Raw genomic sequence first — 22,343 nt, forward strand, 5'->3', positions numbered from 1 at the left:
CCGATCTCCCAGCTCGGCCACCCGGCCGGCCCAGTACGGCTGGTCCGCCGCCTGGGGTACCACCACCTGAGGCGCGCCGGCCCGGGCGGCCGTCGACGTCGTGCCCGCGCCGCCGTGGTGTACGACAGCGGCCACCCGGCCGAACAGTGCCTGATGGTTGACCTCGCCGACGACGAAGCAGTCGTCCCGGCCGTCGATCAGAGCCAGGTCGGCCCAGCCGCGCCCGACGAGTGCGCGGCGGCCCTGCGCCCGGATCGCCTCAATCGCCACCTGGGCGGCGTCCGTCGATGCGCGCATGGGCATGCTGCCGAAGCCCACGTACACCGGTGGTGTGCCGGCATCCAGGAACGCCACCAACTCGGCCGGGAGCGGGCGAACGTCGGGCAGGATCCACGCGCCGGTCTGTACGACGTCGAGGTCCGGCGTCTCCTGCCACGGGTCCAGGGTCGGGTCCGTCGCCAGCCACGGCTGGTCGCCGATGACGTAGTCGCGGACGTTGTCCACCGGTGGCAGGCCGATCGACGCCCGGTTGGTGTTGAGCGCCTCACCGAACAGCGCGTTGATGCTCTGGGCGTCCAGGTCCCACAGCACCCGGTTGTCGGTCACCTCCGGCGGGAACGGCCGGCCCGGATACGCCAGCGGCGGGTGGTACGGCGACGGCAGGGTGAGCTGCTGGAAGGTCACGGACACCGAGCGGATGCCCAGTTTCTCGGCCACCGACCGCGCGCCAGCCGCGGCCGGCATCATGCCGGTCGCCACCAGCACGTCACATCCCTCGGCCGCCGTGGTGACCGCGTCGAACTGGCTGGCGATCAACTCGGCCGCGCGCCGGGGCAGGTCCGCCGACGACGGCGGCGCCCCGGTAGTCAGCGCGCGCGCCGACTGGCCGACGGGCACCATCGCCACGCCGACACCGGCCAGCCGCTGCGAGAAGTCCTCGTCCGGCGGCGCGCACACCCGCACCTCCGCACCGAGTTCCCGCAACCGCACCGCGAGTGCCACCAGCGGTTCGACGTCCCCGCGCGACCCATACGTCGACAACAACACACGCACTTCGCGTACCCCATTTCCGCAGGTTCTCGCCTCGGCCGACGATTCTGCGGCATGACCCGGGTCTTGCCGCAAGCCCCCCGGTGCGCTATACGTTGAGAGTGGAAAGGAGCGGGTCCTCCCCTTTCCCTTCATCGTCCGCTGTGGACGGACAACCTTCTCACGCTGCATACGGCGGCACCGCCGGCCCAGGACGGTCTCCCATGCGTCGTACGCCGTCCTGAATGCTCTGGGCGTCCAGGTCCCACAGCACCCCGAGTTGCGACGTATGTCGCATGCGGCCTGAGCGCCAGTCGCGACCCTTACCTCAACGTCACAGGCGTCGGCCGATGGTGAGTACGGCCGACCAGTGGCGGGTGAGTCGTCCGCCCGGGCGCGCGGCGAGGCGGCGGCGTATCTCCTCGTAGAGGTGTTCGCGCTTGGCCGGCTCCATGGCGATGTGACCGGAGAACGTATCGAGCAGGGCGATGTATTCGTCTGCCGTGTAGCGCAGGGCCCATACGTAGAGCTTCGTACCGACGACCGTGAAGTGTCCGGAGGCATCGAACTCGGCGGCCATGGGGTCAGGTTGGTCCTCGGGCGGCGGCGGGGGCCACGGGCCGTCATGGCCTTCGCCGATCTCCTCATAGACCTTTTGGATCTCGGTGAAGAACGGGTCGAAGCCTGCCGGCATTGCGTGATCGGCGTTCCATACGGCCAAGTGGCCGCCCGGGGTGAGCAGCTTGGCTGCTTTCGCGTACTTGACCTCCGGGTCTACCCATTTCCAGGCCGTGGCCGCGTAGGCGAGATCGAAGCGGACCCCTGTCGGCGGCTCCCAGCCTTCGAATGACGACGAGATCACCGAGACGTCGGAGAATTCGGCGAGGCGGTGCCGGGCCTCCGCCGCCAGCGCCTCTCCGAGTTCGACCGCGGTGATCCGGAAGCCGATCCGAGCCAAGGGCAGCGTGGCTTTCCCTGGACCGCATCCGACTTCGAGCAGGTGCGCCGGTGGCGTAATCCCGGTGATCGCAAGCAGGTCGGAATACAGCTCGGCCGGGTAGTCGGGGCGCGCGTCTTGATAGAAGGCAGCCGCTTTGTCGAAGGTGGCTCGCAGCCGAAGATCGCGGGACATGCGCCAATCCTGGCAGCGCCGCAACACCGCGTCGCCCGAATTATCCTGCTCACGTGCCAGGGGCACTCTCGGTTGATCAACGAGAGAGTCCCGTCACCGCCGAGACCTGCCACCTACTCGGACTGCCGACCGGCTGACTGGCCCGGCGACCACCGTACCGGCCTTGCGCGGCCTGAAATGATCAGTCGACCGGTGCCGTGATGGCCAACTCCCCCTCGTGATCTTCTTGGGTGGATCGATCGTGGAACCCGCCCTGCGCGCTCCGGACGATCACTCCGCTCTCCGGTCCATGCTCATTGCTGTGCCGATCTTGCAGTTGTAGACCCAGGCAGAGCCGGTGGGTCACCCAGAAGGCGATGACCGGGCCGATGACCACGGCGAACCTGAAGAAGATCGTTACAGCCTCCACCGAGAGCTGGAACTCGTGGGCCAGTTGGTCGTTGGCCGCGGCGGCCCACAGCAGTCCGTAGAAGGCGACGCCGGCGGCTGCGATACCGGTTTTCACGGGCGCCTCGCGCGGCCGGTCGAGTACGACGGGGCCGGTCCACTCGCTGGTCATGCGGCTCTTGGTCTTGGGCCGGCCGAGCGCGTCGTACCGGGCAAGGCGCCGGACGATGAGGCGCTCCGCCATGGGGTAGCCGGCCAGGACGGTGAAGAAGACTCCGGGCACGACCAGCGTGGGAACCAAGACCGCGAGGCTGAGCGTGTATCCCCCGAGGGTGAGCTCCCACCCCGGCATGATCCGCAGAGCGCCGTCGAGGAAACCCATGTACCAATCGGGCACCGACCCCGCCGAGATCTGGCCCGGGCCGGCCGGGCCGTACAACCAGATCGGTGCGATCTGAAAGCCCATCCCGAGAATGACGAGCACCCCGATCGTCGCGCCCGCCATCAGGGGGCGTGCGGCCGTTCGCCCCGACACCGACGCGGCGAACCGCGAATGTCCGTGCCGTCGCACCAGCCACTCGCGGGCGACGAGCAGGACGGCGACGGCGGCCGGAATCACCAGTACGTGCGCCCAGTGCATGATGGGAATGATGCTTTCCCCGGGAAACTCCGAGCCGAAAAGCAACTGCACCGCGTAGGAGCCCACCACGGGGATCGACAGGAGAACCGACCGGATCAACCACAGGCTCCCGCCGGAAAGCATGTCGTCGGGCAGGATGTTGCCGGTCTCCCCGGCGGCCATTCCCAGCGGCAGCAGCGTGACCCAGATCAGCCATTGCAGCATGCGTGGGCGGCGGAACGCACCGGTGAGGAACACTCGCAACAGCTGGAGCGCGACCGCCGCCACGAACACGAGCGCCGCCCAGTGATGCACCTGCCGGACGAAAAGGCCGCCGCGCACCTCCAGGCTCAGGTGCATCGTCGAGTCGAATGCCTTGCTGACCGGAATGCCCCGCAGGGGCGTGTACACACCCTGGTAAAGCACCGGAGACATGTCGGGGTCGAAGAACACCATGAGGAACAGTCCGGTCACCACCAGGACGACGAAAGACCAGATTGCCACTTCGGCGAACATGAATGACCAATGACCGAACCGGAACGACTGACGTTTCAGCACCAGCGCGCGCATTGGGCGCCTCCTCGTTTCGACTTCACCTCCTAGACGACATTGGCCGGGGCAATGTGACAGCCGACGGGCCATTGGCGAGAGTGAGCTTGGTCATATCCTCTGGTCGAGGAAACTCCGATCCACTGCTTGCGGCCTAGCTGGTGAAGTCGCGCCAGGGGATCCGCGGGTAGGAGGCGCGCAGCGTGGCGAGATCCACGGCCTCGGGATACGCGGCTCCTCGGAGGCCAGCTCGAGCGTCCGGCCCGGCAGTTCGGCGGGCCGCTCCAGGACGAGCCAGACGAATGCCGCGACGTCGGCCAGGGTCACATGCTGGATCCTGCGATTCGCCGGACAGAGCAGGCTCAGGACGCCCTTGCCGGCCCCGTATCCACGGCGCCCTGGCGTTCTCCATGAACGCGACCGGCCTCAGGATCGTGGCCGGCGATCTCGAGTTCCACCTGGTCGATGAGGCCGGCCTGGTCAACGCCGAGCAGGAGAGCGCCAGCCGTCCAGCTCATGCGCTCGCGACCCCGGACCGGGGGCGCCCGTTCAGCACCCTTATCGAGCGCCGAACTCCCACCGAGGGCGTGTATCGGGCCGAGAAGGACGACGCGGCTCAGGTCACGAAGCTCAGACCGGGGATCATCGACCCTCTTGATCGAGCTCGCCATGAGCCTCCATCGAAAGGTCCTGCCAGTCGGCCCAGGTCTTGAGCCGGTCGGCGTAGACCTGCTGGAGCATCGGGTAGAAGCCCTGGCCGAAGAGCACCCGCAGGGGCGGGTTGTCGGAATCGACGATCTTGAGGAGTGCCTGGGCCGCGGCGGCCGGGTCGCCGGCGGGCTTGTTTCCCACGAACCCGGCGAGGCGCTGGCGGAGGCCGTCGTAGATCGGGTTGGCCTCGGCCATGTGGCCGTTGTTGAGCGGATCCGGGTTCTTGCCGGACCTGGTGGCGAAGCCGGCGGGCTCGACCACGGTCACCTTGATGCCGAAGTCGGCGACCTCCTGGGCGAGGGTTTCATTCAGGCCTTCGAGGGCCCACTTGGAGGCGTGGTATGCGCCGCCGAGCGGCATGGCCATGAGCCCGGCCGCCGAGGACAACTGGATGATGTGCCCTGCCCCCTGCTCGCGCAGGTAGGGCAGCGCGGCCTGGATCACCCACACCGCACCGAACACGTTGGTCTCCATCTGGTCGCGCAGTTCCTGCTCGGTCAGCTCCTCGATCGCGCCGACCTGGGCGTAGCCTGCGTTGTTCACGATGACGTCGAGACCGCCGAAGTGTTCCTTGGCCCGCTTGACGCTCTCGAAGACGGCGGCCTTGTCGGTCACGTCCATCTCGAGCGGGAGCACCGCGTCGCCGTAGGCGGCGACCAGCTCATCAAGGCTTTCGGTCTTGCGGGCGGTCGCGGCCACCTTGTCGCCGCGCGACAGGGCAGCCTCGACGAAATTGCGGCCGAGGCCGCGGGACGAACCGGTCACGAACCAGACCTTGCTCATGATGTCCTACCGTTCTTTCTGCGGCGGCGGTTGCGCGGTGGTCACCACGCAACGAGGCCAGGGCGATCACTCGTGGAGTTGCGTGCCACGCGGCGTCCTGACGAACATGAGGCGCCGGCGACCCGATCCCTGTGACAGCGCGGTCATGTGACATGCGCCACCGATCAGGGGTGTCACACACCGGTGAGGGCCGGCGTCTTGTGCGTGGAGCACAGTTGAGGTTGAGAGCGAACAGGCAGGAGCCAGCTATGAACGAGCGCAGCGAGCCAACGACGGGCACAGCCGAGCCGCTCGCTCGTGGCGGCCGGATGGACTCCGCCACCGAGGCGTTCGTCGCCCACCGCAACCTGCTCTTCACCGTCGCGTACGAAATGCTCGGATCGGCGGCCGACGCCGAAGACGTCCTCCAGGAAACCTGGCTGCGGTGGATGAAGGTCGACGTGGAGGAGGTGCGCGACCAGCGCGCCTACCTGGTCCGGATCACGACCCGGCGGTCGCTCGACCGGCTGCGCACCATGAGGCGCCGCAAGGAGGCGTATGTCGGCCCCTGGCTGCCCGAGCCGCTGCTCACCGCGCCGGACGTGGCCGAGGACGTCGAGCTCGCCGAGAGCGTGTCGATGGCGCTCATGCTCGTCCTGGAGACGCTGTCGCCGACCGAGCGCGCCGTCTTCGTGCTGCGCGAGGCATTCGATGTCAGCTACGACGAGATCGCGACCGCCGTCGACAAGAGCCCCGCGGCTGTCCGCCAGATCGCGCACCGCGCCCGCCAGCACGTCGGAGCCCGCCGCCCTCGCGAGGCGGTCTCCCCGAGCCAGACCCGGGCGGCTCTGGAGTCGTTCCAGCGCGCGCTCGAAGCCGGGGACCTGCAGGGCCTCCATGACGTGCTCGCCCCTGAGGTCGTCCTGGTTAGCGACGGCGGCGGCGTCAAGCAGGCCGCGCCGCGGCCGATCACCGGCGGCGACAAGGTGGCCCGCTTCATCGTCGGCGGCCTCCGCAAGGCCGAAGTCGTGCTCACCGGTGACCCCACCGTGGTCAACGGCAACCCGGCACTCGTCCTACGCGTGGACGGCGAGATCGACGGCGTCATAGCGATCCGTGTCGAAGACGCCCGCATCACCGGCCTCTACTACGTCCGCAACCCGGAGAAGTTGACCCGCATCGACTCCGAGACCCCGCTCACCCTGCGATGAATGCCGGTGGACGGTGCGTCCGTACCGGTAGCGGGCGACCACGCCCGGTGGGTAGGTCAGATCTTGCCTCCAGTGCATGCGCGCATGACTGTGGAAAGCAGGCGACCGCCCGTCACTTCCCCTCAGCCAGGTCGCGATCCACGATCACCGCCACCTTGCCCGGTACGCCACGGCCCACCTTCAGCGACTGCAGTCCCGCATTGATCGCCTCGACGGTGCTGTCGATGGTCTGGCTGACGTGCGGGACCACAAGTTCCTGCGTCGCCCACTCCATCGCCAGAGCCATCCCGCGCTGGAGAAGGGCACGCGCCTCGCTGTCGAGCGTGGCGGGTTCGGAGAAATAGCGCAGCAGATTGACGTTGACATGCTTGGCGCCCCGCTCGGTCAGGATGGCATCCACCGGGCTGCGCGTTTCGGCCAAGCGTGTCGTCTTGCCGGGGCCAACGCCGAGCACGATCCAGCTGCCACCCCGCCGGACGGTCTTCGCGGTCTCGACAAAGCCCTGCTCGCTGTAGGTGGCGTCGAAGACGAGGTCAACGCCCTGCCCGCTGGTCAGCTTCGCGATTTCGGCGGCGATGTCGTCGCGCTTGTAATTGAAAACGTGATGGGCGCCGGACTGCTGGGCCAGCGCCATCGATTGCGGCGTGCTGCCGCTGCTGATGACTAGTCTGGCCCCCAGGGCACGCGCCGCCATCTGTACGGCGAGATGCCCGACGCCGCCTCCACCGCCCGGAATATAGACCGTGTCACCGGCCTGGACGGCTCGGTAAAGACCCACGAAAGCGGACAGGAAGCACATCGGAAGCGCCGCCGCATCGCGGAAGCTCAGGGATGGCGGCTTGGGGACGGTGAGGAATTGGCGTGCGACGGCATAGCCGCCTTCCCCTCCGCTCCCGCCCGTTGCGACCCAGCCGCCATCACCGTTCAAATCGGCCATGGCGGCCACCGCGTCGCCGACGGCTACGCCACTCACACCATTGCCCACGGCGACCACGACGCCAGCGAGGTCAAGACCGAGAACGACGGGGGGCGTCCGTCCCATGAAATTGAGGTCGGCCAGCTTGTACTCCAGCGGGTTGAGCGACGAGGCGGCGACGCGGAGCAGAACCTGGTCGGCCGCCGGCTGCGGGACGGGAAAACGCACCGCCTCAAGCGGCAGCCCAGCTCGGTCTCTTGTGTAACCGACCCCGAGAAACGTCTCCGGAATCGTCTGAGTCTGCTTCACGTTTCGCTCCCCTGATGACATGCCGGCCCGCGACGGCCGGCAGGACGGGCGCATTTCGCGTTAGATCTCGTCGTAGTCAGCGTCGCGGGCATTCTTCGTAACCGGATGATCATCAACATGAAGGGCTTGATCTGGTCGTTCGGGCTCGAAGACGATGCTCGGGTCCGGGCTGTCCGGCGCGTTCACGAAAGACACGAAGCGGCGCAGCTTCTCGGGGTCCTCCAGCGTGGCGCGCCACTCGTCGGTGTAGCCGGCCACGACGCGAACCTGGCGAGCAGTCCCGTCCCCGACCCGGCTTCATACCCCCTCGTTGCCTGCTGTGCCGATGCCAAAGGCAAAGGCTCGGTGTCGGCGAGACAACCCCTAATGTTCTCGCATGACCGAAAGCCTCCGCCTTGTGCCTATCACGCCTGCCAACATCGAGACCGCGCTTGCAGTGAAAGTCCGTCCTGACCAAGAGCGCTTCGTCTCCCCGGTGACGAAGTCGCTGGCCGAGGCTTACGTCCACCCGAATGTGGCCTGGCCACGCCTCATACTCGACGGTGACCGTGCCGTGGGCTTTCTCATGGCCTTCCTCGATATCGACTGGAACGGCAAGGGAGTCGACTTCCGGTCCGGCTTGTGGCGCCTCAATGTGACACCCGACGCACAGGGGCGCGGTGTCGGCCGCTTCGCCGTCGAATCAGTGGCCGCCGAAGTAAGGCGCCGTGGCGGCACGCAGATGTATGTCACATGGGAGCCGGGAGAGGACGGGCCAGAGGGCTTCTACCGGAAGCTCGGGTTCCACCTCACAGGCGAGAAGAGCGGGGGCCAGACGGTCGGAGTGCTGGATGTGACGAACCCCGCGTAACGACCAGCACCCTGGCCACAGTCAGACAGGGAATGCCGCCGACGTCGTCGAGGTCACCGCGCTCCGCCTGAGTGACCGTCTCCACGACTGACGCGGACGGCCGACCGGCCAACCCGAACGCCGCCCTGACCTTCTACTGGCCCCAGCTGGGCCGTCAGATCCTCATCCGCGGAGCCGCCGCACCAGCCGGCGCGGCGGCCGGCGCCGCCGACTTCCTGGCCCGCCCGGCGGGCTCGCGCGCCGAGGCACTCATTGGCCGCCAGTCCGAAATCCTCGATGACCCGGCCGATTCGACCTCGCCTTCGAACAGGCTCAGGCGAGAATCGCCGCCGACCCCGGCCTGATCGCCCCAGCCTGGACCCTGTATGCCGTCACGGCTCAGGACGTCGAGTTCTGGCAGGCCGATCGACGCGGTGAGCCGCGAGACGGCGAAGCCGTGCGTGGGAGCCTCCGCTACGAGCGCGACCCACTCGGTGAGTGACACGCGGGAGAATCCACACGCACAAGGGTAGGGCGGGCGGCGGGGATCGGAGGGTCGCCGAGTAGTCTCATGGAGACTAGCGGAGGCTCTGGAGGGCTGTTCTGCGAGGAGAACGAGTCCGACGCTGCCATTGCCGGTCTGAGAGCCGCTGGTCGGAAGTCGTGCCCGCCGCTGAAGGCCGACGTGGCCCGGCCCGACGCGTTGCACCTCGGCCTGGATGCCGGTCCGGACGGTGCGGCACTGGATGCGGCCGGGCGATGGACGTGGCGCCTGCGGTCGGGGCATTCTGTGGCGTGCTGTTACGCCAGTTGGAGTATCTGGTGGCCCTGGCCCGGGAGCGGCATTTCGCTCGGGCCGCCGCGGCCTGCCACGTCTCCCAACCGTCGCTGTCGGCGGCCATCCGCAAGCTGGAAAGCGAGCTGGACGTGCCCCTGGTTCGGCGCGGGCAGCGGTTCGCGGGGCTGACACCCGAGGGCGAGCGGGTGGTGCTGTGGGCGCACCGCATCCTGGCCGATGCCGACGCTCTGCGTCAGGACCTGTCCAGGATGCGTGAAGGGTTGTCGGGCACATTGCGGATGGGGGCGATCCCGACCGCGCTGACCGCCGCCTCGTTGCTGACCACGCCGTTCTGCGAGCGCTACCCGCATGTCCGGGTGCTGCTCACCTCACTGTCATCCCGGGAGATCGCGCGGCGGCTGGCCGAGTTCGAGATCGACATGGCGATGACGTACCTCGACGACGAGGAGGACCTCGGCGAGGTGCGGACCAGCCCGCTGTACGAGGAGCGCTACCTGCTGCTCACCCCGTCCGACGGCGAGCTGGCCGACCGGCGGGTGGCGCGCTGGGCGGAGGTGGCCGCGCTGCCGCTGTGCCTGCTGGCCCCCGAGATGCGCAACCGCCGGATCCTGGACGCGAACTTCCATCAGGCCGGGGCGGTGGCCGTGCCCGCGATCGAGACCGACACCGTCTCCGCCCTGTTCGCGCACGTGGCGACCCACCGCTGGTCGAGCGTGATAGCGCACGCGTGGCTGCATATGTTCGGCGTGCCCGAGGGCATGCGGGTGGTGCGGCTGGAGCGCCCGGCCAGGGAGCCGAGGGTGGGGCTGGTGGTGGCCGGCACGGGGCCGGAGCCGATCATGGCGCGGGCGCTGCTGGACATCGCCCGCGACCTCGACCTCCGCGAGGTGTTCGACCGGCTCACCCGTGAGCACCTGGCATAGACGCCTGCTATCACCCGATAGAAACAAACGCTTTGACCTGCGGATACGCGTCGATCGACAGTGGAATCACCCCACCGACGACGAGGAGCAGAGGCCATGGCCAAGGTGCTGTGCGTACTGTACGACGACCCGATCGACGGATACCCCGCCTCCTACGCGCGTGACGGCCTGCCCACGCTGGCCGGCTACCCGGGCGGCCAGATGCTGCCCAGCCCCAAGGCGATCGACTTCACCCCCGGCCACCTGCTCGGCAGCGTCTCCGGAGAGCTGGGGCTGCGCCGCTTCCTCGAGGAGCACGGCCACACCCTGGTGGTCACCTCCGACAAGGACGGCGACGGCTCGGTCTTCGACCGCGAACTCGCCGACGCCGACGTGGTGATCTCCCAGCCGTTCTGGCCCGCGTACCTGACCGCCGAGCGCATCGCCCGCGCCCCCAAACTGAAGCTGGCCATCACCGCCGGCATCGGATCCGACCACGTGGACCTGGACGCCGCCATCGCCCGCGGCATCACGGTCGCCGAGGTCACCTACTGCAACAGCATCAGCGTCGCCGAGCACGTCGTGATGATGATCCTGTCCCTGGTCCGCAACTACCTGCCCTCCCACCGCACGGTGCTGGAGGGCGACTGGAACATCGCCGACTGCGTCGCCCGCTCCTACGACGTCGAGGGCATGCATATCGGAACCGTCGCCGCCGGCCGCATCGGCCTGGCGGTGCTGCGCCGGCTCAAGCCGTTCGACGTGCACCTGCACTACACCGACAAGCACCGCCTGCCTGCCGAGGTCGAGGAGGAGCTCGGGCTCACCTTCCATCCCGACGCGGCAGCCATGGTCCCGGTCTGCGACGTGGTGACCGTCAACGCACCGCTGCACCCGCAGACCGAGGGCCTGTTCGGCGACGAGTTGATCGGCTCGATGAAGCGCGGCACGTACCTGATCAACACCGCCCGCGCCAAGATCGCCGACCGTGACGCGATCGTCCGCGCCCTGGAGAGCGGGCAGCTCGCCGGGTACGCCGGTGACGTCTGGTACCCCCAGCCCGCCCCGGCCGACCACCCCTGGCGGACCATGCCGCACCACGGCATGACCCCGCACATCTCCGGCTCGTCCCTGTCGGCCCAGGCCCGCTACGCCGCCGGCACCCGCGAGATCCTGGAGTCGTGGCTGGGCGGGACGCCGATCCGCGAGGAGTACCTGATCGTCGAGGGCGGCGCCCTGGCAGGCGCCGGCGCCCACTCCTACACCACCCGCACGCGATAGAAAGGGTGGGCACGGCCGGTGGCGTGCAGGTTCCCGCCTGGCACTCGCCGCCCGCGCCCACCCCTCGTTTCCCGGGTCCGCCAATCCCGAGCCCGGGAGGTCCTGCTACAGCTGGGTGCACACCGCCTTGACCTCGGTGTACGCCTCCAGCACCTCGTGGCCCATCTCCCGTCCCCAGCCGGACTGCTTGTAGCCGCCGAACGGCAGGGCCGCGTCGAAGACGTTGAAGCAGTTCAACCTTCTGTGCATGGACTTCCTCTGGGAGCTCGTCCCTGAGGCGACCATCGTCCACATCAAGCGCCACCCGGTCGCGGTGGTCGCGTCACACGTCGACCAGCCATGGGCACCGCCCACGGTCGACGGCGCGCTCGCATGGCTCAAACCGGTCTATGACCGATGGCTCGCCTGGAAGACCACGGTCGATCTGACGGACAAGCGATATGTGGAGGTGAGGGCCGAGGATCTCGCAGCCAACTGGCCCGAGCAGCGCCGGGCCCTGTTCAAACTGCTCGGTGTGGACGACTTCGCGACCAGGTCGACGTTCCAGTCACGCAGCCTGGAAAATCGCAATGACCAATTCGACCCCGGAACCCGCGAGTTCGTCGACGAACACTTGACGGTGTTATCCCAGCCATGGGATACGCGTAGAGGCCACCAGATCCTGGCGGAGGCAGGACCTGGCCTCTTCACACTCACACCGAGGCGGACGTGACCTCCCGGATCGCCCTCTCAGTCAGTCTTAGGGTGTCCCTGCTGTCCCCGTCCTAGGCGAAGCCACCGTTGCTCATCAGCAACTGCCCGTTGATCCACTGACCCTGTGGTGAGCATAGGAAGCCCACAAGGTTCGCGGTGTCTTGCGGCGTACCAAGACGGCTGGGCGGCGTCTGACGGAGCACATGCTCTCGCACTTCGTCGGACATCCAAGCACGAGATCTCCGCTGTGGCGACGGCTGAAGTGGATCAGCGCAATCCTCTGGATCGGGAGCTGGAGCGTCGTCTACCGGGAGATCTTCCACTGGCACCACATGACGACGTCGCTGCGCTTCAATCCGCCAGCGCCGCCGCCTGGAACCAACATCCAGCCTCGACCCGGTCTGCCGCTCCTCTCCGCCCTGGCGGCGGCCGCAATCGCACCCATCGTCTTCATCGTCAGCGTGATCATGGATCGGGTACGCAGAAGGCCCAGCCAAATTCACCGACCAGACCGGGCTGGTGAAGTATCCGCGATCAGGAATCGACCGCCGTCAAGAATCTTTCTGCGGCTGCCCTGACGTGGCCAGGCGGTCACGAAACCGCGCCGAACGCTCAGGACTGAGCCGGGCACCCCAGCACGGTGAGTCTCGGGGTGCCCGGCGCCTGGCTCAGCCGTCCTCAGGCTCGGAGGCGTCGCCCTTGCCTTCCTGCTCGTTCTGGTCGCCCGCCTGGCCCTGCTTGCCCTCCTGGGCCTCGGAGCCGGCCTCCTGCCCCTTGTCGTCCTGGCCGTCCTCAGCCTCGGCCTTCTGCTCGTCTTCCTTGGTGCCCTCGTTGGGCTCCGCGCTCTCCGCGGGCGTGGCGGCCTCGGTCTCGGGGGCCTGCTCGGTGGGGGCGGCGGAGGACTGGGTGGAGGCGGGGGCGGGGCTCTGGTCGGTGGAGGAGGCGAACGCGGCAGCTCCGCCGCCCGCCACGAGGACTGCCACGGTGGCGAGTCCGGGGATGATAACAGACCTACGCATTGAAATATCTCCGATGCATTGACGTCGTACTGACGCCCTCAGTCTGCGGAAACGTGGGATAGCGGCAGGTTCGGCCAGCCACAACGCGAGGTTAATCCAGGCCCCAAACCCCGATCCGCACTTGGTCACGCTGCGCAAGGTAAGCGCCGCGCTAACCGAGTGCTGAGCGGGCGCTGTAACGTCCCTCCATACCGTGCGTTCATGAGATCAGGCAGCAGAACGACAGTCCCGATGCCGGTCTCCGCCGCGTTCCTGGGCCTGGGGGTGGCCGTCGGCTTCGCCGCGCGCACGCCTGCGTGGACCGCGGCGGACACGAGCGTGGGCCAGGCGGTGCAGTCGCTACGCGGCCCCTGGCTGACCACCGTAGCGCAGGTCCTGAACGTGGGCTTCGGCACCGTCGTGGGCACGGTCCTCGCCGCCGTCCTCGTCACAGTCGTCGCGCTCTCGGGACGGCGACACACCGCCGGACGCATGCTGCTCGTGATCGCCGCAGGATGGGGGGTCAGCCCCCTGGTCAAGGCCCTCGTCGCTCGCCCCCGGCCCCCGGCCGCCCACGCCTTGGTGCAGGAGCTCGGCCCGGACAGCTTTCCCAGCGGTCACGTTTGCCTGACCCTGTCGATCGTGGTCGCCGTGGCGCTGCTGGCCAGGAAGACCCGGTTCTTCTGGCCCGTGGTGGCGGCGGGCGGCGTGCTCGTGGCCGGTCAGATGGCCGCGAGGATCTATCTCGGGGCGCACTATCCCACCGACACCCTGGGCTCGATCATCCTCACCCCGGCCGCCATCCACCTCGTCGCCAACCCGCGAAGACTCGGAGTGTTCCTGCTGCGCGCGGACGACAGCCGCAGGGCGCGCCAGGCCGGCTCGCCCAGCACCCGGCAGGTGAAGATCCTCCTGCTGCACGCGCACGGCATGGGCGGCACCATCAGGACCGTCTTCAACCTCGCGGGTACGCTGGCGGCCCATCACGACGTGGAGATCGTCAGCGTCACCAAGACGAAGGACAAGCCCTTCTTCGAGGTGCCGCCCGGCGTTCGCGTCACCTTCCTGGACGACCGCACGGACCGCCGACCCCGCAGCGCCCTGCTCGCGCGCCTGCTCCGCAGCAGGCTCATCCCGCGGGAGGAGGCCGCCTACGACAGGTTCGACCTGCGTACCGACCTCGCCTTGCTGCGTTTCCTGCGCGGCCTGCGCACCGGCGTCCTGATCACCACGCGACCCGGCCTCAACCTGGCTACCGCCCTGCTGGCCCCGCCCGGCGTGATCACGATCGGGCAGGAGCACGTCGGCTTCGGCACACACAAGCCCTCCGTCCGGGAAATGATCGTCCGCAGGTACGGCAGGCTCGACGCGCTCGTCACCCTGACCGAGGCCGACCTGAGCGCCTACCACGCGGCCCTGGGCCCCCGCGCGCCGCGACACCTGCTGCGCATCCCCAACGCCACGCCGCCACTCACCGGCGGGCCCTCTCCCCTGAACGCCAAGACCGTCATCGCGATCGGCCGCCTGGCCAAGGTCAAGGGCTTCGACCTGCTGCTGCGCGCCTGGCAACGGGTCAGCGTCGTACACCCCGGCTGGAGGTTGCGCATCGTCGGCTCAGGTCCCGAGCGCGCCCGCCTTCTCAAGCTGGTGGGCGAGCTCGGGCTGGCCTGCTCGGTCGAGCTTCCCGGCCCCTCCCGCGACGTCGGCGCCGAGCTCGACCACGCCTCGATCTTCGTGCTCAGCTCCCGCCGCGAGGGATTCCCGATGACCATCCTGGAGGCGCTGAGCAAGGGTGTGCCCGTGGTCGCCTTCGACTGCCCGCACGGGCCCGGCGAGATCATCACTCACGGCCACGACGGGCTCCTTGTCCCCAGGCGGGACGTCGCCGCCCTGACCACGGCGATCGGTCTCCTCATCGACGACGAGACCGAGCGCCACATGATGGGGACTGCCGCGCTGGCCACCTCCAAGCGGTACGACCCGGAGGCCATCGGCCGGCGATGGACCGAGCTGCTGGCTGAGCTGGAGGCAGGCCGCTGACCGGTCACAGGTTCTGCCGTACCTTCATGGACGTCACGCTATGAGCGCGCCGGAAAGCGCCCGCTGAGCAACGGGTTAGCGGGGCGTTTACCTTACTTCTGCCAACCTGGAGGGGTGACAGCACAGGGCGTGCCGCTGCGGCGGCGAGTGCTGGTGGTGATCTTGAGCGTGACCGCCCTGGCCGTCGCGCTGTTCCTGGTACCGCTGGCCGTCGCGGTGAAACTGCTCTACCACGACCAGACGGTGGCCGCGCTGCAACGCGACGCCGCCTGGGTCGCCACCGCGGTCCCCGACGAGCCGAGGGTGCCGTTGAAACTGCCGACCGGCCTGTCAGGCGAGCTGGCCATCGGCGGCTACAGCGTGTATGGCACCCGGGTGTTCGGCAACGGCCCCACCCACTCCAGCCTCGCCGCCTCCAGCAAGGACGGCCGCGTCCACGACACGGTGGAGGGCGGGTTCCTGGCCGTGAGCGCACCCGTCCCCTCCGACGAGGGCCCCGCGATGGTCATCCGCGTCGCGACGCCGAACTCCGAAGTCGAGGAGCGCATCCACGAGGCGTGGCTGCTCATGGGCGGGCTGGCGCTGGTCGTGATCGCCCTGGCCGCGGCCGCGGCCGTACGCCAGTCGGCCAGGCTCGCCGCCCCGCTGGAGCGGCTGACCGTCGCGGCGCAGGCGCTCGGGGGCGGCGACTTCAGCGTCCGCGCCTCCCCCTCCGGGCTGCGCGAGGCCGACCAGGCCGGGCAGGCGCTGGAGTCGACGGCGCGCCGCCTCGGTGACGTGCTCGCCCGCGAACGGGCCTTCAGCGCCGATGTATCCCACCAGCTGCGCACCGGGCTGACCGGTCTGCTGCTCGGCCTGGAATCGGCGTTGTCCCGCACCGGCGCGGACCTGGCTCCGGCGGTCCGGGCCGCGCTGGCCAGAGGCGAGCGACTGCAGGAGGTCATCGACGATCTCGTACGGCTCAGCCGCGACGCCCGCGTGCCGAGCGAGCAGCTCGACGTGGACGCTCTGATGGAGGAGATCCGGCAGGAGTGGCACGGCCCGCTGGCCGAGCAGGGCCGCCGCCTGGTCATCACCGTGGAGCCCGGACTGCCGCCGGTGACGGCCCAGCCCGCGGCCGTCCGGCAGATCCTGCGCGTCCTGCTCGACAACGCCCTGCGCCACGGCAAGGGTGAGGTCATGGTCACCGTCGCCGACGTGGGCCCTGGGATGGCCGTCGAGGTGAGCGATCACGGGCCGGGCCTGGCCGAAGAGGCGGACCCGTTCGTCAGGGCCAGCGGCCACAGCCACGGCATCGGCCTCGCCCTGGCCCGCTCGCTGGCCGAGGCCGAGGGCGGCAGGCTGGTGCTCAGCCGGACCAGCCCGCCGCTGTTCAGCCTGCTGCTGCCCGGCCACGACACCTGACGGATCATGGCTCGTAGCGGTAGCCGCGCCCCCGTACCGTGACGATCCGCTCCATCCCCTCACCATGCTCGGCCAGCTTGCGGCGCAGCGCGAACACGTGCACATCCAGCGTCTTGGTGGGGCCGAACCAGTTTTCGTCCCACACCTCATCCATGAGCTGCTCGCGCGTCACCACCTCACCCGCCCGGCTGACCAGCGCCGTCAGCAGGTCGAACTCCTTGGGCCGCAACGCCAGCTCCGCCTGCCCGACATAGGCGCGCCGGGCGGGCACGTCGAGCCGCAACCGCCCAGCGGTCAACATGCGCTCCCCCGGCGCGGGACCGCGCCGGCGCAGGTGGGCGCGGATCCTGGCCATCAGCTCGGTCAGCCGGAACGGCTTGGTCAGGTAGTCGTCGGCGCCCGCGTCGAGCGCCACCACGACCTCGAACTCCTGGGTGCGAGCCGTGAGCACGACGATCACCGTGTCCGGCACCCTCGACCGCAGCCGCCGGCACAGAGCCACCCCGTCCACATCGGGCAGCCCCAGATCCAGCAGGACGAGATCCGGCTGGTGCCGCTCCGCCGCCTGCAGCGCCTCGGCCCCGTCCGCGGCCGGCTCCACCTCGTAGCCCTGGGCGGCCAGCGCCTCGACCAGCTCGGACCTGATGACCAGGTCGTCCTCCACGACCAGCACACACGTCATGCGCCCGATGGTACGGGCTGCGCCGTCAAGGAAGGTTGAGCTGCCAGGAGACGCCGAAGCGGTCGTTGACCCAGCCGAACTTCGTGCTGAAGCCGTAGGAGCTCAGCGGCATCAGCGGCTGCCCGCCCTCGCAGAGCGCCGCGTACATGCGGTCGATGTCCTCCTCGGTGTCGCACAGCCCCGGGCCTGCCGGCAGATGACCGGAGGTCCGGACGGCTTGGTGGTCATCGACGACCCGCTGCCTCAGGCCTACGCCGTACCCGGCACCACGGCGGTGCTACCGCTTCGGGCGCTGCCGGCTGCGGTGGAATACACCACCGAACGATGGGCCGACGAACGGGCCGCGTCCGAGGCCGCCGACAAGGGCGGGATCTACATGGCGCTCGGCATCCACGGCCAGCTGCTGCTCGTGCACGAGGAGGCCGAGGTGGTCATCGCCAAGTTCTCCTCCTGGCCCGAGCCATGGATCGACGACCTGACGCGGACGAGCATCGAGACCTGCATAGACATATCCGTAGATATATGAGCAAACTAACAACTGTTACGTTTCCAACGCAACGGAGGGATGTGGGCCGATGGACGCGGCCGCATGGGGCCTGGGCGCGGCGGTGCTGCTGGCCTCGATCGTGGAGATGGTGGAAGCGCTGACGATCGTCATGGCCATGGGCATGACCCGGAACTGGCGCTCCACCCTCATGGGCGTGGCGGCGGCCCTCGTGGCCCTGACCGCCTTCACCGCCGCCGCCGGCTACGCCATCGCAACCTGGTTGCCCAAGGCGGCGCTGCAGCTCGCGATCGGCGGCCTCCTGCTGATCTTCGGCCTGCAGTGGCTGCGCAAGGCGATCCTGAGGTCGTCGGGGCGCAAGGCCATGCACGACGAGGACCAGATCTTCGCCGAGGAGGTGGCGGCGGCCAAGAACGCGGGCGAGGTCAGGGCCGCGGGACTCGACTGGTTCTCGTTCATGATCAGCTTCAAGGGCGTCTTCCTCGAAGGCGTCGAGGTGGTCTTCATCGTCATCACCTTCGGCCTCAGCGCGGGCAACATGCCGGTGGCGATCACAGCGGCCGTCATCGGCGTGCTCCTCGTCCTCGTCGTGGGCATCGCCGTCAGAGGGCCGCTGTCGAAGGTGCCGGAGAACACCCTCAAGTACGGCGTCGGGCTGCTGCTGGCGGGATTCGGCACGTTCTGGTCGGTGGAGGGGCTCGGGATTTTCACCAAGAGCCACGAGAGCCTGGAGTGGCCGGGCTCCGACCTGGCCATCCTGGTGCTCGTCGCCGTCTGGTTCGGGCTGTCCCGCCTGCTGGTGCGCGCGCTCAGTCGGCCTTCGGCGGCGCGGTCCGAGGCCGTCCCGACTACTTCCGGGAGCTAGACATGGGATTCATCCGAGGGTTCGGGCAGTTCTGGTACGACCTGATCGTCGGCGACGACTGGAAGATCGCCGTAGCCGTGGTCGTCACCCTGGCACTGGGCACGGTGGTGCTGCTGGCGTTCGCCGTGCCGGCCGTGGTGTTCACACCGGTACTCGGCGTCTGCCTGATGGCCGCCTTCGCCATGGCGCTGCGGATCGACACGCGCGACCAGTAGCCGTTCACCGGCCGGGTGGGCCTTGCGCGCTCACCCGGCACCGATGCTAGAAGATCGCGCTGTCCTCGGCCTCGTACACGGAGGCGGCGAACTCCTCCAACGTCTTCGCGCACTCGTCGAGCGCCTTGATGACCTCTTTGCGCCGCGCGGCGCCCAGGACGTCACGGGCCTTGACCTTCCCGTACCAGCCCTTGAGCTTGGAGAGGTCCTCTTCGTTCTCCTCTAGCTCGCTGTACGTGAAGTGCTTCGCCCGCACCTCTTTCTCCACTTCCTTATGGAAATCGGCGCACTTGTCGAGGATCTCTTCGTACTCGTCGTCGCGTGCGGCGTTGTAGAGGGCGACCAGGTCGGACTCGCCGATGACCGAGGAGGTGCTGACCAAGAACGCCTGGCCGGACATCGATTCGACGATCTCGCTGCGCAGCGCCCTCAGGGCCCGCTCGCTCTGCGGGGTGCGCGGCGCGGCGGCCGCGGAGTTCTGCAGATAGACGGCGCCGAGGTTGCGGAGCCTGCGCCAGACCGCCGCCCGCAGCCTGGTCGGCTCGCTGGGCACCCGGTAGATCAGCATGAGCCAGGTGACAGGCTTCACTGGCTCGGTGGCCTCCTGCGCGCCGCCCTTCGCCTCCTCCGTGCCCGGCAACGTGTGCCTCCTCCTCCGTACTGGACCACTCGATCGTATCCGGGCGCCGCCACCTCGCCGGCCCCGATGGCGCAGGCAAGCTCGTGACCTGCGAGCTTGTTCTCGAACGGCGGATCGAGAGGTGAGCAAGCATCCGAGCGGCACCGGTTTCCCTGAGGCTGTCCGCAGGTGTTCAATCCCGAGCACGCCGGCGCTCGGCGAGGTGGCCCCACGCTGATACGACAGCGATGGAGACGACCAGCAACACGGCGCTTCCGGCGATGTCGAGCACATAGTGGTTCCCTGTGATGAGCACGGCTGCCGCCATACCCAGCGGAAAGATCCACGACAGCAACGCCAATCGCGGATGGGAGGCCCGCAGCGCGCACCACACGACATACGCGCACCACAACGACCACCCCACGTGCATGCTGGGCATCGCTGAATACTGGTTCTGGCCGTTCTCGATCTCTCGTGAGGCATGGCCGCCCAGGATGTCGTGCTCGGCAATGATGTCGACGACCCCCGGTAAGGCGAACCGTGGGGGCGACATGGGCAGCACCCAGAAAACGGGCAGCACGAGAACGAGCATCGCGACGAGGGTCCGGCGGACCTTGACGTAGACATCGGCATGCCGGACGAAAACCCACACCAGCACACCGATGATCGCGAGGTAGTACAGGCGGTAGTAGTACACCGCCGGCTGGATGAGGGCCGGATGCTCGGTCAGCCACTGGTTCGCCCTCAGTTCGATGTCCAGGTGAACTGCCTGCTCTATGGATTGCAGGGCCAGAGCGTTGGCGGTGGCGGCTGCGACGTCCTTCCCGGCGGCGGCATGAAGCCGCGAGAAGAGCAGGATCACGAGCAGCAGACCGGCCACTTCGACGAGTGGTGCGGGGCGCCCACCCATCCTCCCGACAAGTGCCGCTGACCGGGCACGAGCGACCAGGCGCGATAATCGGCCGGCGGCCATCTCACGTGGGCGCACGCGGGTCACCCTAACTCACCCGTTTCGGCATGGACACTCTCCGGCGCCCAAAACTCCCGCTGTCACGGCCGGCCTACAAAATACGCTGCGGCCTTCCAGCTCGCGCTGGCCAAGGCGCAGCGCCTGATCGCGAGCGATCCCCAACAGGTGCGCGACGTGCTGCCCACCTACACGAAAATCTCCAGGGAGGTGGCCGCGTTGCGCCCGGCTCCCGTTCGTAGGGGGCCTGCCCCCGCGCCCACCGGTGCTCCCCGCCGCCGGAAGCAGCGGCGCCGTCAGCGCCCACTGCCCGTCGGTCATCGTCGAACCGGGGAAGAAGTGCCGCCGCGAGGGACGATCACCACCCCGGCCATGAGCAGGGCATGCCGAGCACTGAAACTTGGACGATACGTGCAGCCGGACTCCTGGTAGGACTGGCAAGCCTAGGCAGCCCCTCTCCTACCAGGAGTCCTTCGCCTTCCGGGCGAACCGCCCACCGATCGAGCGCGGGAGCCGTTCGCATCGTCCGGAGGTTCCGCCCGGCGCCTGACACCTTTGCCGACGCCATCGACGAAGGCGCGTCAGTGGTGGTGGCCGTGCCGGCCGAGGGTCTCCACGGGGGTCGCACCGGGGCGGGTCCACTGCGGCACGGGGCGGCTGGTCGGGCCCCAGGTGGCGGTCCCGTCCGCGTCCGAGCGCCAGCACCAGCACGGGCTGCGCCCCTCGGGCCAGCCCTCGGGGTTGTCCTCCCACGCTTCGCCGCGGCCGTAGGGCGTCATGTCGAGCAGGCCGAGGGACCCGTTGACCCGCTCGTTGCCACGGCCCGTCGTGGAGTAGGTGAGGAACACGCGGTCGCCGTCGCGCAGGAAGCAGGTGAGGTAACCCATGCTGCCGCCGACCGGCGCGTCCACGTCGCGCACCGAGTACCAGGGCTCGGTGTAGCCCATGAACTCGACGTAGGAGGCCACCTCGTCCCAACGGCCCGTGGTCAGGATGGCGAACGAGACGCCGCGGGCGTTGAGGTAGACCGCGTCCTTCAGGTGCCAGGCCGTGGTGGTGCAGCCCTCGCACTGCCCCTGGTGCGGCGCGCCGTCGTACCACATGTGCTTGTAGACCACGAGCTCGTCGCGGCCCTGGAACAGGTCCAGGAACGGGACCGGGCCGTCAGGTCCGACGACCTCGACCGTCCCGTCGAGCTCCACCATCGGCAGCCGGCGGCGGGCCGCGGCGATGGCGTCGCCCTCGCGGGTGTGGGCCTTCTCGCGGACCAGAAGCTCGTCACGGGCGGCCTGCCAGGTGGCCAGGTCGACGACGGGCGGGCGGCCGGGCAGCGCGGTGGTCGGGTCATCCGGCGTGGTCGTCATGGTGTCCTCCGTGGTGTCTCGTGCCCGGGCAGCGTCGTACGAAGTCCTACGACGGTCACCAGGACAGACTCGCGACCCGGCCGAAACTCATCGCGGCAGGGGCGCCCTCCGCCGTGTTCTCAATGTATTCCCGGGAAGCCCATTCGCATGGAGAAGGAGCACGTCAGAGGCTTGTTGTGACGGACCCGCCCGGAATCCAAGCGAGTGAGCCGCCACGCCCTGCTCGGCAGGTCCTGAGCGATCATGACCAGGCTGCGGGAAGCCGAGCACGCACATCGGCGCGGCGGCCGGTTCGTTGCCACCGATGGCGTAGACGTTCTGCCCGAAGCCGGTTCACTGCAGCACGACCATTCCCACGACGGACCACGCTAGGCAGGCATCACACCGAATCGGCGGCGTCCAAGGCGAGCACGGCGAACGTGGCGAGCCAATGATCGCTGACGAAGTCACCGGCGATCACCTGGGGCAGAGCGGCCTTCAGTTGCGCCTCGGCGGCAGCGGTGAGCCGCGGACGCCGCCCATCGTCCGCTGGGAGCACGGCGGCGATGGCCCACA

Annotated in this window: 25 protein-coding genes and 2 pseudogenes; 12 read left to right on the top strand and 15 right to left on the bottom strand. The window is 68.8% G+C overall.

Translation table 11 applies throughout. The annotated features are described in order from the left end of the window. From AB0J09_RS26135 to AB0J09_RS26150, 4 genes are all read right to left on the bottom strand, one after another. The coding region (locus AB0J09_RS26135) for a glycosyltransferase (RefSeq protein WP_360696205.1) at positions 1 to 1,053 on the bottom strand (1,053 nt) is incomplete at its 3' end. A gap of 310 nt (positions 1,054 to 1,363) precedes the next feature. Then, positions 1,364 to 2,161: a class I SAM-dependent methyltransferase gene (locus AB0J09_RS26140; RefSeq protein WP_360696208.1), complete on the bottom strand. Its 798-nt coding sequence runs from the start codon at positions 2,159 to 2,161 to the stop codon at positions 1,364 to 1,366. A gap of 181 nt (positions 2,162 to 2,342) precedes the next feature. Beyond that, positions 2,343 to 3,737, bottom strand: coding sequence for a cytochrome b N-terminal domain-containing protein (locus AB0J09_RS26145; RefSeq protein ID WP_360696211.1), 1,395 nt, complete (start codon positions 3,735 to 3,737; stop codon positions 2,343 to 2,345). A 621-nt stretch (positions 3,738 to 4,358) separates the two neighbouring features. Then, positions 4,359 to 5,210 carry an SDR family NAD(P)-dependent oxidoreductase gene (locus AB0J09_RS26150; RefSeq protein ID WP_360696214.1) on the bottom strand — a complete coding sequence of 284 codons (852 nt, stop codon included), beginning with the start codon at positions 5,208 to 5,210 and terminating at the stop codon, positions 4,359 to 4,361. A 248-nt stretch (positions 5,211 to 5,458) separates the two neighbouring features. Here AB0J09_RS26150 and AB0J09_RS26155 point away from each other — a divergent pair, with 248 nt between their 5' ends. Further along, a complete protein-coding gene (locus tag AB0J09_RS26155; protein ID WP_360696217.1) occupies positions 5,459 to 6,400 on the top strand; it encodes an RNA polymerase sigma-70 factor in 942 nt (313 codons plus the stop codon). Positions 6,401 to 6,512: 112 nt separating this feature from the next. Here AB0J09_RS26155 and AB0J09_RS26160 read toward each other — a convergent pair whose 3' ends face one another. Both AB0J09_RS26160 and AB0J09_RS26165 read right to left on the bottom strand, forming a co-directional pair. Further along, entirely contained in the window at positions 6,513 to 7,625 is a 1,113-nt protein-coding gene (locus tag AB0J09_RS26160) for a zinc-binding dehydrogenase (protein WP_360696220.1), read from the bottom strand. A 60-nt stretch (positions 7,626 to 7,685) separates the two neighbouring features. After that, on the bottom strand, positions 7,686 to 7,883 hold the full coding sequence (locus AB0J09_RS26165) for a hypothetical protein (protein WP_360696223.1): 198 nt from the start codon (positions 7,881 to 7,883) through the stop codon (positions 7,686 to 7,688). A 118-nt stretch (positions 7,884 to 8,001) separates the two neighbouring features. On the opposite strand from AB0J09_RS26165, the gene AB0J09_RS26170 reads away from it, so the two are divergent. The 4 genes from AB0J09_RS26170 to AB0J09_RS26185 all read left to right on the top strand — a co-directional run bounded on the left by AB0J09_RS26170 (position 8,002) and on the right by AB0J09_RS26185 (position 11,436). Then, positions 8,002 to 8,475 carry a GNAT family N-acetyltransferase gene (locus AB0J09_RS26170; protein ID WP_360696226.1) on the top strand — a complete coding sequence of 158 codons (474 nt, stop codon included), beginning with the start codon at positions 8,002 to 8,004 and terminating at the stop codon, positions 8,473 to 8,475. 71 nt (positions 8,476 to 8,546) lie between these two features. Next, positions 8,547 to 8,819 carry a hypothetical protein gene (locus AB0J09_RS26175; protein WP_360696229.1) on the top strand — a complete coding sequence of 91 codons (273 nt, stop codon included), beginning with the start codon at positions 8,547 to 8,549 and terminating at the stop codon, positions 8,817 to 8,819. A gap of 430 nt (positions 8,820 to 9,249) precedes the next feature. Further along, positions 9,250 to 10,176 carry a LysR family transcriptional regulator gene (locus tag AB0J09_RS26180; protein WP_360696231.1) on the top strand — a complete coding sequence of 309 codons (927 nt, stop codon included), beginning with the start codon at positions 9,250 to 9,252 and terminating at the stop codon, positions 10,174 to 10,176. Between the two features lie 96 nt (positions 10,177 to 10,272). Further along, positions 10,273 to 11,436, top strand: coding sequence for an NAD-dependent formate dehydrogenase (locus AB0J09_RS26185; protein WP_360696234.1), 1,164 nt, complete (start codon positions 10,273 to 10,275; stop codon positions 11,434 to 11,436). 105 nt (positions 11,437 to 11,541) lie between these two features. On the opposite strand, the pseudogene AB0J09_RS26190 reads toward AB0J09_RS26185, so the two are convergent. Next, positions 11,542 to 11,670: pseudogene (locus tag AB0J09_RS26190) on the bottom strand (aldehyde dehydrogenase family protein); the annotation flags it as partial. 13 nt (positions 11,671 to 11,683) lie between these two features. Between AB0J09_RS26190 and AB0J09_RS26195 the strand changes: the two are divergent. Further along, positions 11,684 to 12,148, top strand: a complete 465-nt coding sequence (locus AB0J09_RS26195) for a sulfotransferase (RefSeq protein ID WP_360696238.1) — start codon at positions 11,684 to 11,686, stop codon at positions 12,146 to 12,148. 52 nt (positions 12,149 to 12,200) lie between these two features. Here the strand turns inward: AB0J09_RS26195 and AB0J09_RS26200 are convergent. Then, positions 12,201 to 12,359, bottom strand: a pseudogene (locus AB0J09_RS26200) (SDR family oxidoreductase); the annotation flags it as partial. Here AB0J09_RS26200 and AB0J09_RS26205 point away from each other — a divergent pair. Beyond that, entirely contained in the window at positions 12,333 to 12,707 is a 375-nt protein-coding gene (locus AB0J09_RS26205) for a hypothetical protein (RefSeq protein ID WP_360696275.1), read from the top strand. The pseudogene AB0J09_RS26200 and the gene AB0J09_RS26205 overlap by 27 nt on opposite strands. Before the next feature lie 90 nt (positions 12,708 to 12,797). Here AB0J09_RS26205 and AB0J09_RS26210 read toward each other — a convergent pair whose 3' ends face one another. Further along, positions 12,798 to 13,148 (bottom strand): hypothetical protein, encoded by a 351-nt coding sequence (locus AB0J09_RS26210; RefSeq protein WP_360696241.1) that lies wholly within the window; start codon positions 13,146 to 13,148, stop codon positions 12,798 to 12,800. 201 nt (positions 13,149 to 13,349) lie between these two features. Between AB0J09_RS26210 and AB0J09_RS26215 the strand changes: the two genes are divergently transcribed. Continuing rightward, complete coding sequence (locus tag AB0J09_RS26215) at positions 13,350 to 15,167, top strand: glycosyltransferase (protein ID WP_360696244.1); 1,818 nt, start codon at positions 13,350 to 13,352, stop codon at positions 15,165 to 15,167. Positions 15,168 to 15,281: 114 nt separating this feature from the next. Then, positions 15,282 to 16,571, top strand: a complete 1,290-nt coding sequence (locus tag AB0J09_RS26220) for a HAMP domain-containing sensor histidine kinase (protein WP_360696247.1) — start codon at positions 15,282 to 15,284, stop codon at positions 16,569 to 16,571. Between the two features lie 4 nt (positions 16,572 to 16,575). On the opposite strand, the gene AB0J09_RS26225 is transcribed toward AB0J09_RS26220, so the two are convergent. Next, a complete protein-coding gene (locus AB0J09_RS26225; RefSeq protein ID WP_360696249.1) occupies positions 16,576 to 17,253 on the bottom strand; it encodes a response regulator transcription factor in 678 nt (225 codons plus the stop codon). Between the two features lie 25 nt (positions 17,254 to 17,278). Further along, a complete protein-coding gene (locus AB0J09_RS26230; RefSeq protein ID WP_360696269.1) occupies positions 17,279 to 17,500 on the bottom strand; it encodes a VOC family protein in 222 nt (73 codons plus the stop codon). Between AB0J09_RS26230 and AB0J09_RS26235 the strand changes: the two genes are divergently transcribed. The 3 genes from AB0J09_RS26235 to AB0J09_RS26245 are packed head-to-tail and all read left to right on the top strand — an operon-like array spanning position 17,450 to position 18,838. Continuing rightward, positions 17,450 to 17,779: a hypothetical protein gene (locus tag AB0J09_RS26235; RefSeq protein WP_360696252.1), complete on the top strand. Its 330-nt coding sequence runs from the start codon at positions 17,450 to 17,452 to the stop codon at positions 17,777 to 17,779. The two genes, AB0J09_RS26230 and AB0J09_RS26235, sit on opposite strands and share 51 nt — an antisense overlap. 49 nt (positions 17,780 to 17,828) lie before the next feature. After that, a complete protein-coding gene (locus AB0J09_RS26240) occupies positions 17,829 to 18,623 on the top strand; it encodes a hypothetical protein (RefSeq protein ID WP_360696255.1) in 795 nt (264 codons plus the stop codon). Between the two features lie 2 nt (positions 18,624 to 18,625). Then, positions 18,626 to 18,838 carry a hypothetical protein gene (locus tag AB0J09_RS26245; protein WP_360696258.1) on the top strand — a complete coding sequence of 71 codons (213 nt, stop codon included), beginning with the start codon at positions 18,626 to 18,628 and terminating at the stop codon, positions 18,836 to 18,838. A 46-nt stretch (positions 18,839 to 18,884) separates the two neighbouring features. Here AB0J09_RS26245 and AB0J09_RS26250 read toward each other — a convergent pair whose 3' ends face one another. From AB0J09_RS26250 to AB0J09_RS26265, 4 genes are all read right to left on the bottom strand, one after another. Then, positions 18,885 to 19,478 (bottom strand): Chromate resistance protein ChrB, encoded by a 594-nt coding sequence (locus AB0J09_RS26250; protein ID WP_360696261.1) that lies wholly within the window; start codon positions 19,476 to 19,478, stop codon positions 18,885 to 18,887. Positions 19,479 to 19,650: 172 nt separating this feature from the next. Beyond that, positions 19,651 to 20,337: a phosphatase PAP2 family protein gene (locus tag AB0J09_RS26255; protein WP_360696263.1), complete on the bottom strand. Its 687-nt coding sequence runs from the start codon at positions 20,335 to 20,337 to the stop codon at positions 19,651 to 19,653. 668 nt (positions 20,338 to 21,005) lie between these two features. Further along, entirely contained in the window at positions 21,006 to 21,788 is a 783-nt protein-coding gene (locus tag AB0J09_RS26260) for a DUF899 domain-containing protein (RefSeq protein WP_360696266.1), read from the bottom strand. A 379-nt stretch (positions 21,789 to 22,167) separates the two neighbouring features. Beyond that, positions 22,168 to 22,326, bottom strand: coding sequence for a DUF2891 family protein (locus AB0J09_RS26265; protein ID WP_360696272.1), 159 nt, complete (start codon positions 22,324 to 22,326; stop codon positions 22,168 to 22,170). Positions 22,327 to 22,343 lie beyond the last annotated feature (17 nt).

Origin of the sequence: Nonomuraea sp. NPDC049784 (assembly GCF_040659615.1) — a bacterium.
Taxonomy (GTDB): Bacteria; Actinomycetota; Actinomycetes; order Streptosporangiales; family Streptosporangiaceae; genus Nonomuraea.

Coding starts and splice junctions, on each gene's coding strand:
- AB0J09_RS26140 (WP_360696208.1), bottom strand. CDS start 2,161: ATGTCCCGCGATCTTCGGCTGCGAGCCACCTTCGACAAAGCGGCTGCC.
- AB0J09_RS26145 (WP_360696211.1), bottom strand. CDS start 3,737: ATGCGCGCGCTGGTGCTGAAACGTCAGTCGTTCCGGTTCGGTCATTGG.
- AB0J09_RS26150 (WP_360696214.1), bottom strand. CDS start 5,210: ATGAGCAAGGTCTGGTTCGTGACCGGTTCGTCCCGCGGCCTCGGCCGC.
- AB0J09_RS26155 (WP_360696217.1), top strand. CDS start 5,459: ATGAACGAGCGCAGCGAGCCAACGACGGGCACAGCCGAGCCGCTCGCT.
- AB0J09_RS26170 (WP_360696226.1), top strand. CDS start 8,002: ATGACCGAAAGCCTCCGCCTTGTGCCTATCACGCCTGCCAACATCGAG.
- AB0J09_RS26185 (WP_360696234.1), top strand. CDS start 10,273: ATGGCCAAGGTGCTGTGCGTACTGTACGACGACCCGATCGACGGATAC.
- AB0J09_RS26195 (WP_360696238.1), top strand. CDS start 11,684: ATGGACTTCCTCTGGGAGCTCGTCCCTGAGGCGACCATCGTCCACATC.
- AB0J09_RS26205 (WP_360696275.1), top strand. CDS start 12,333: ATGCTCTCGCACTTCGTCGGACATCCAAGCACGAGATCTCCGCTGTGG.
- AB0J09_RS26210 (WP_360696241.1), bottom strand. CDS start 13,148: ATGCGTAGGTCTGTTATCATCCCCGGACTCGCCACCGTGGCAGTCCTC.
- AB0J09_RS26215 (WP_360696244.1), top strand. CDS start 13,350: ATGAGATCAGGCAGCAGAACGACAGTCCCGATGCCGGTCTCCGCCGCG.
- AB0J09_RS26225 (WP_360696249.1), bottom strand. CDS start 17,253: ATGACGTGTGTGCTGGTCGTGGAGGACGACCTGGTCATCAGGTCCGAG.
- AB0J09_RS26235 (WP_360696252.1), top strand. CDS start 17,450: ATGACCGGAGGTCCGGACGGCTTGGTGGTCATCGACGACCCGCTGCCT.
- AB0J09_RS26240 (WP_360696255.1), top strand. CDS start 17,829: ATGGACGCGGCCGCATGGGGCCTGGGCGCGGCGGTGCTGCTGGCCTCG.
- AB0J09_RS26245 (WP_360696258.1), top strand. CDS start 18,626: ATGGGATTCATCCGAGGGTTCGGGCAGTTCTGGTACGACCTGATCGTC.
- AB0J09_RS26260 (WP_360696266.1), bottom strand. CDS start 21,788: ATGACGACCACGCCGGATGACCCGACCACCGCGCTGCCCGGCCGCCCG.